Below are 7,303 nucleotides of genomic sequence, written 5' to 3'. Positions count from 1 at the left end.
GCCGGTGGCCAGCACCAAGGTAACGGCGATCACAGCGACCGGTCCCAAGCGCCTGATCAACATGCCTTCGACTTTCTTTTTGGTTCTCCGCACCGTCCATCGGACCAGGTGCCGGAAGCAGTACAGCGATAGTTTGGACACGCTAGTCCCTGCGTCAAACGGAGGCTTCCCCGGTGCCAGACGATCTGACGCTGACCGTGACCCTGCGGTCGGCGGCCCTCGACGCCCGCCGCGGCATCGTCCGGCTGCATCCCGAGGTCATGGCCGCGCTCGCGATCAATCCCGGCGACCCGCTGCGGCTGGCCGGCACCCGCACGACGGCCGGCATCGCGGCCCGCGCGGAGGCCGGGGCGAGCCGCGGGCTGCTCTACGCCGACGACCTCACGCTCGGCAACCTGGGCACCAGGGACGGCGGCCAGGTGACGGTCACCCCGATCCCGGTGGTCGAGGCGCGCCGGGTGACGCTGCGCGGCCCGGCCGAGATCGTCGCCGTGGTGTCGCCCGAGATGCTGCGGCTGGCCCTGCTGGGCAAGGTGATCAGCGCCGGCGACGACGTGTCCCTGCTGCCGCAGGACGTGCTGCCCGAGGCGAGTCACCGCGACCTGGTCGAGGCCGCCCGCCGCAGCCTGTCCAACCGGGTGGGCTACGCGTGGACGTCCACGCTGCTCAAGGTGCTCGAGGTGGACACCACCGAGGCGGCCGGCACCGCGGACGCGGCGCTGGTCACCATGGACACCGTCGTGGGCTGGGAGGACGGCCAGTTCGCCGCGCCCGGCACCGCGCCGGCGGCTTCGCGGCAGACAGGACGGCCGGCCAGTACCGATCCCGAGGTGCCGCCGCCGAGCATCGACGACCTGCCCGGGCTGCGGGCCCAGGCCAAGGAGCTGACCGAGCTGCTCGACCTCGGCTTCAACCACCGTGAGGTGCTGGGCCGGCTGGGCACGACGGTGTCGCTGGGCGTGTTGATCTCCGGTCCCGCGGGCTCGGGCAAGTCGGCGCTGGTGCGCGCGGTCGCGGCCGGGGTCGGTGCGCGGGTGTTCGCGATCTGGGCGCCGGAGCTGGCCGCGCTCACCAACAACGCGGCCGCGGAGCGGTTGCGGAACACCGCCCGGGACACCCGGGGCGGCGACGGGCCCGCGGTGCTGCTGATCGCGGACGTCGAGGCGCTGGCGCCGCGCGACGAGCCCGGTCCGATCGCGACGGTGTTCCGGCAGGTGCTGGCCGAGACGGTGAGATCCGGCGTGGCGGTGGTCTGCACGACCAGCCGGCCCGAGGCGGTCGACCCCGAGCTGCGCTCGCCCGATCTGCTGGCGGTGCAGCTCGCGGTGGCGCTGCCGGATCAGGCCATGCGCCGCGAGCAGCTCGGGGTGCTCACCCGGGGCATGCCGCTGGCCGAGGACGTGCGGCTGGACGACGTCGCCGCGCGTACCCCCGGCTTCGTCGCCGCCGACCTCGGCGCGCTCGCCCGCGAGGCCGGGGTGCGCGCCGCCCTGCGGCAGAAGGACGCCGAGTCGCCGACGGTCGCGATGGCCGACTTCGAGGGGGCGCTGGACGTGGTGCGGCCGACCTCGATGGCCGACTCGACGCTCGAGGTCGCGGCCGTGACGCTCGACGACGTCGGCGACATGGCCGAGGTCAAGGAGACGCTCACCGAGTCGGTGCTGTGGCCGCTGACCTATCCGGACACGTTCGCCCGGCTGGGCGTGTCCCCGCCGCGCGGCGTGCTGCTCTACGGCCCGCCCGGCTGCGGCAAGACCTACCTGGTCAAGGCGATGGCCGGCACCGGGAAGGCCAACGTGCTGTCGGTGAAGGGCGCCGAGCTGCTCAGCAAGTGGGTCGGTGACAGCGAGAAGGCGGTGCGTGAGCTCTTCCGGCGGGCCCGCGAGTCGGCGCCGACGCTGGTCTTCCTGGACGAGGTGGACGCGCTCGCCCCGCAGCGTGGGCAGGGCACCGACGGCGGCACCACCGACCGCGTCGTGGCCGCGCTGCTCACCGAGCTGGACGGCGTCGAGGATCTGCGCAACGTCGTGGTGATCGGCGCGACCAACCGGCCCGACCTGATCGACTCGGCCCTGCTGCGTCCCGGGCGGCTGGAGCGTCTGGTCTACGTGCCGCCGCCGGACGGCGAGGCGCGCGCGGCGATCCTCAAGGCGACGGCGCGGTCGGTGCCGCTCGACGACGCGGTCGACCTGGACGCGCTGGGCCTCGAGCTCGACGGCTTCTCGGGCGCCGACTGCGCGGCGCTGATCCGCGAGTCGGCGCTCGCCGCGATGCGCGAGTCGCTGGAGGCGACCACGGTCACCGCGGAACACGTGATCGCGGCACGCAAGCGGGTGCGCGCCTCACTGGACCCGGCGCAGGTCGCATGGCTCGCCGCCTTCGCGGACAGTCACGCCCCGGGCTGACAGCGGAAGTGGTAGCCCAAGGGCCTTTCCGAGCGTGGGAAAGGCTCGTGGGCTACCACTTAGTTTCTAGCGGCCCGGCGTTTCTAGCGGCCCCGCGTCCGTGCGCGGGTGGACCGCAGGCGGCGTAGCCGGCCGATCAGCATCGGGTCCTCGGCGAGGGCGTCCGGATTGTCCAGCAGCGCGTTGAGCAGCTGGTAATAACGGGTCGAGGACAACCCGAACGAGTCGCGGATGGCCTGCTCCTTGCTGCCCGCGTGCTTCCACCACTTCGCCTCGAAGGCGAGGATCTGCTTGTCGCGGTCGCTCAGGCGCTGGTGCGGGATGGAGACGTCCAACTCGGACGGCTGGGGTTCGGCGGGCTGCATGGTGCTCCTGAAGGGTGATCGGGAAGCATCGTATGGCCTGGATGTGACATTACCTCAGGCGACGTCACGACTACGCATAGTCCACAAAGCCGCACCCACTACGAGCACGAAAAGGATCGTCAGCAGACCGCCGGCGGCCGGCCAGGTGAGCGTGATGGTTTCCGGCTGACAGCCTTGGGTGGCGGAGAAGTCGCAGGAGTTGTAGTTCTCCAGCTTGACCTCCTTCTCCATCCACGCGATCGCCCAGATCGGCAGCAGCACCGCCTCGGCGAACGGCACCTTCGCCAGCGAGAGCACCAGGTACAGGCCGAACTGGAGGATCACCACCACACCGGCCGCGACGCCCAGCGCCAGCGCGGTGTGCCGGCCGATCGAGGCGAGCCCGAAACCGATCGCCGTCGCCACCAGGATCACCACGAGGCCACGCAGCTCGGTCAGCGCGATCGACTGCCACGTGCCCGAGGTCATCCCCTCGGTGTTGCCCCGCAGCTTCGCGATCAGCAGGAAGATGCCGGTCCAGGCGGCCATGCCGACCACACTCAGCGCGGCCATCGAGGCCAGCAGCACCCCGAGCTTGGTGCCCAGCACCTGCAGCCGCTTGGGCCGCCAGAGCAGCAGGTTCATCATCCCGCCGCTGGCCCACTCGGCGCCCACGTAGGACGCGCCGATCACGAAGCCCATCAGCGCGAAGATGGCCACGAACGCGCCCAGCACGTCGCCGAACTTCTCCTTGAACGTGAAGGTGGACGCCATGTAGTACTCGGGCCGGAAGTCCTCCGGTGTCGGCTGGTACATCTGCGAGCAGTCGGGCGGGTAGTTCCCCGCGTCCGCCGTGCCGGGCGCGGCCAGACACCTCTGCATCTCCGCCTGTGCGGACACCGTGGCCTGCTGATATTGCCGGTCCGCCTCGGCCCGCGCCTCGGCCAGCTGCGTCGGGCCGACCGACTCGTTGCTCAGGAACGTGCCGCCGGCGATCAGTGCCAGCAGCACCAGGGTGCCGATCACCAGCCATCGGGTGAAGCGGCGCTTGGTCAGCCGCCGGACCTCCGCGCGAGCAAGGCTCACTGTCCCCAACCCCCTTCGGCCGACACCTTCGGCGGTGCGAGCGCGCTCTGATCGACCTGCCGGTTGGCTCCCTCGACCGGAGCGGTTCCGGTCAGCGAGAGGAAGACGCTCTCCAGGTCGGCGGTGATCGGCGACAGCTCGGCCACCCACACGCCGTGCTGGGCGAGCACGTACGTGATCCAGGCCGGACGGTCCACACCGGCGACCATCAGGTGCTCCTCCTCGAGCGTGACCTGCGGGGCGCCCGCCGAGCGCAGCAGCTCGGCGACGGCGAGCAGGTCGATGCCGGGCTCGACGCGGACCCGGATGGTGGTGGACCGGTTCTGGGCGAGCACGTCGGCGACCGAGCCGGCAGCGACCCGCCGACCGGCCGAGATGATCGTGACCGAGTCGCAGATGAGCTGGATCTCGCCGAGGATGTGGCTGGACAGCAGCACGGTCATGCCCGCCTCGGACAGGGTGCGCATCAGCGATCGCATCTCGCGGATGCCGCCGGGATCCAGGCCGTTCGCCGGCTCGTCGAGGATCAGCAGCCTCGGCTCCTTGAGCAGCGCTGAGGCCACGGCGAGGCGCTGCTTCATGCCGAGCGAATAGGTCTTGACCCGGTCCTTGGCGCGGTCGCGCAGACCGACCACCTCGAGCACCGCGGGCACCCTGTTCTCCTGCACGCCGCCCGCGTCGGCCAGCAGCGACAGCGTGTCCCACGCGGTGAAGTTGCCGAAGAACTGCGGGCTCTCCACGATCGCGCCGACCTGACCGGCCACCTCCGGGAGGTGCTCGGGCAGCTCCCGCCCCAGGATCGCCATCCGGCCGCCGTTCGGCTTGATCAGCCCGAGCAGCGTACGCAGCGTGGTCGTCTTGCCGGAGCCGTTCGGCCCCAGGAAGCCGTGCACCTGCCCGGTCTCCACGACCATGTCGAAGCCGTCGAGCGCGCGCCGCACACCCTTACGGCTCTTGTAGGTCTTCTGCAGACCGGAGATCTCGAGTACGGGAGTCACGCCGCGACTCTAGAGAACGAGAGCCACCAATGGGCACCGATCGGGTCACGCCACGATGACCTGTACCCCGGCGTCGCGAAATCGAGCGATCTGCGCCTCCGGAGCGCCCGAGTCTGTTACGAGCACCTCGACCTTGCTGATCGGGCAGATCCGGGCGAAGGCGTGCCCGCCGAGCTTCGACGAGTCCGAGATCACCACGACCCGCCTGGCCCGGGTCACCATCAGGCTGTTCATCGCGGCCTCGCCCTCGTGGTGCGCGGCGGCGCCCAGCTCCACGTCCAGCGCGTCCACCCCGAGCAGCACGACGTCCAGCGTGACCTCCTTGAGCAGCGCGCCGCCCAGCGGCCCGACCAGCTCGAAGGACTGCGGCCGCACCACGCCGCCGGCCACCACGATCTTCATCCGCGAGCGGACCAGCAGCTCGTTGGCGATGTTCAACGCGTTGGTGACGATGGTGAGCTGGGCGCCCTCGCCGCTGGTGTTCAGGTCGGGGCGCACCGCGAGCGCGCGGGCCACCTCGGTCATCGTGGTGCCGCCGTTGAGGCCGACCACCGTGCCGGGGCTGACCAGTCGCGCCGCCGCCTCGCCGATGCGCTGCTTCTCGGCCGAGTGCTTGGCGCTCTTGTAGCGCAGCGGAAGGTCGTAGGAGACGCCGTTGGCAACGGCACCACCGCGGGTACGCGTGATCATCTGCTGCTGGGCGAGCTGGTCGAAATCGCGCCGGATGGTGGCCTGCGAGACGTCCAGGCGGGCCGCGGCGTCCTCGACGGTCACCCGTCCGCTCTCGGCGAGTAACTCGAGCAGGGCATTCCACCGCGCGTACCGGTCCACCAGCCCTCCCTTCGAGCACACTGCGTGATAAGAGTGTGCACGTTAGTGCTCGAAAAGCCGCTGAGCAAAGATCAAGGCTGCGCGAACGTAACCGGACTGTTGCGGACCCGGCGGGCGTCCACGCAGAATGGCGCTCGAAAGAGCACTGATCCGAGCGCATATGCGCAGCACGACGCCGCGAAGGATGCTCCATGACGCACGTCGAGTCCGAGATCGCCAGTCAGCCCGAGTGCTGGGAGCGAGCCGCCACGCTGTCGTCGTCGCCGGGCCTGCCGCGCCCCGGCGAGCGGGTCGCGGTGGTCGGGTGCGGCACGTCGTGGTTCATGGGTCAGGCGTACGCGTCGCTGCGCGAGCAGTCCGGCCAGGGCGAGACCGACGCGTTCCAGGCGTCCGAGTTCCCTCATCGCCGGCGCTACGACCGGGTCGTCGCGATCACCCGCTCCGGCACCACGACCGAGGTGCTCGACCTGCTCGGCGCCTGCACGAGCCCGACCACGGTGCTCACCGCCGATCCGGCCCAGCCGGCCGTGTCCTTGGCCGGCGACGCCGTGGTGCTCGACTTCGCCGACGAGCAGTCGGTGGTGCAGACCCGGTTCGCCACCAGCGTGCTGGCCCTGCTGCGGGCCACGCTGGGCGAGGACATCGCGCCGGTGGCCTGCGACGCCGAGGTGGCCGTCCGGCTCCCGCTACCGGTGCGCACCGACACCACCCAGATCACCTTCCTGGGCCGCGGCTGGACCGTCGGCCTGGCGAACGAGGCCGCGCTCAAGTGCCGCGAGGCCGCGATGCTGTGGACCGAGTCCTATCCGGCCATGGACTATCGCCACGGTCCGATCTCGATCGCCGCGCCGGGCCGCGTGGTGTGGGCGTTCGGCGACGTGCCCCCGCATCTCACCGACGACGTCGAGGCGACCGGCGCCGCGTTCGTGCACGCCCGCCACCACGGCGGCTACGGCGCGATCGGGCGCTGGTGCGGCGGGCGCTCCCCGCTCGACCCGATGGCCGACCTGATCGTGGCCCAGCGCATGGCGATCGCCCTGGCCGCCGCGCAGGGGCTGGATCCGGATCATCCGCGCAACCTGACCCGTAGCGTCGTTCTGGCATGAGCGAGCCCGTCGTCATCGCGATCGATGTCGGCGGCACGGGCATGAAATGTGCCCTCGTCCGGCCGGACGGCACCGTCCACCACACCGAGCGGCACCCCACCGGCGCCGAGCGCGGCCCGCAGGCGGTCACCGAGCACATCCTGGAGATCGCCGCCGGCCTGGTCGGGAAGGCGCGGGCCGACGGCCTGGAACCCCGAGCGGTCGGGCTCGTCGTGCCCGGCATCGTCGACGAGGCGAACGGCGTCGCGGTCTGGTCGTCCAACGTGGGCTTCCGCGACGTGCCGATCCGCGCGCTGATCGCCGATCGGCTGGGCCTGCAGGCCGCGCTGGGCCACGATGTGCGCGCCGGCGGAACGGCCGAGGCGCGACTGGGCGCCGGCCGGGGCGAGCCGCATGTGCTGTTCATCGCGATCGGCACCGGCATCGCCGCCGCGCACATCGTGCACGGGCACGCCTTCTCCGGGGCGCACGGCGCGGCCGGCGAGGTGGGCCACGTGATCGTGCGGCCGGGCGGCCCGCCCTGCCCGTGCGGG

The 7,303-nt window shown here is 71.5% G+C and carries 7 protein-coding genes; 3 read left to right on the top strand and 4 right to left on the bottom strand.

The annotated features are described in order from the left end of the window. The first annotated feature begins 173 nt into the window (after positions 1–173). Positions 174–2,405 (top strand): AAA family ATPase, encoded by a 2,232-nt coding sequence (locus AB0M20_RS18675; RefSeq protein ID WP_364299674.1) that lies wholly within the window; start codon positions 174–176, stop codon positions 2,403–2,405. Positions 2,406–2,488: 83 nt separating this feature from the next. Here AB0M20_RS18675 and AB0M20_RS18670 read toward each other — a convergent pair whose 3' ends face one another. From AB0M20_RS18670 to AB0M20_RS18655, 4 genes are read right to left on the bottom strand one after another with little or no spacing between them, the layout of a single operon-like run. Beyond that, the gene (locus AB0M20_RS18670; protein ID WP_364299672.1) at positions 2,489–2,770 is read right to left on the bottom strand and encodes a DUF3263 domain-containing protein; all 282 of its coding nucleotides are present in this window, start codon (positions 2,768–2,770) and stop codon (positions 2,489–2,491) included. Positions 2,771–2,824: 54 nt separating this feature from the next. Further along, a complete protein-coding gene (locus AB0M20_RS18665; protein ID WP_364299670.1) occupies positions 2,825–3,835 on the bottom strand; it encodes an ABC transporter permease subunit in 1,011 nt (336 codons plus the stop codon). Further along, a complete protein-coding gene (locus tag AB0M20_RS18660; protein ID WP_364299668.1) occupies positions 3,832–4,833 on the bottom strand; it encodes an ATP-binding cassette domain-containing protein in 1,002 nt (333 codons plus the stop codon). The genes AB0M20_RS18665 and AB0M20_RS18660 overlap by 4 nt, the downstream gene beginning before the upstream one ends. Positions 4,834–4,878: 45 nt before the next feature. Further along, positions 4,879–5,664: a DeoR/GlpR family DNA-binding transcription regulator gene (locus AB0M20_RS18655; protein WP_364299666.1), complete on the bottom strand. Its 786-nt coding sequence runs from the start codon at positions 5,662–5,664 to the stop codon at positions 4,879–4,881. Between the two features lie 191 nt (positions 5,665–5,855). Between AB0M20_RS18655 and AB0M20_RS18650 the strand changes: the two genes are divergently transcribed. Beyond that, complete coding sequence (locus AB0M20_RS18650; RefSeq protein WP_364299664.1) at positions 5,856–6,770, top strand: sugar isomerase; 915 nt, start codon at positions 5,856–5,858, stop codon at positions 6,768–6,770. Next, positions 6,767–7,303, top strand: a 537-nt coding sequence (locus AB0M20_RS18645) for an ROK family protein (RefSeq protein ID WP_364299662.1), incomplete at its 3' end; no start/stop codon positions are given. The genes AB0M20_RS18650 and AB0M20_RS18645, both read left to right, overlap by 4 nt.

Origin of the sequence: Actinoplanes sp. NPDC051633 (genome assembly GCF_040681735.1) — a bacterium.
Lineage (GTDB): Bacteria > Actinomycetota > Actinomycetes > Mycobacteriales > Micromonosporaceae > Actinoplanes.
This window is presented reverse-complemented; position numbering and strand designations above follow the sequence as displayed.

Coding starts and splice junctions, on each gene's coding strand:
- AB0M20_RS18670 (WP_364299672.1), bottom strand. CDS start 2,770: ATGCAGCCCGCCGAACCCCAGCCGTCCGAGTTGGACGTCTCCATCCCG.
- AB0M20_RS18650 (WP_364299664.1), top strand. CDS start 5,856: ATGACGCACGTCGAGTCCGAGATCGCCAGTCAGCCCGAGTGCTGGGAG.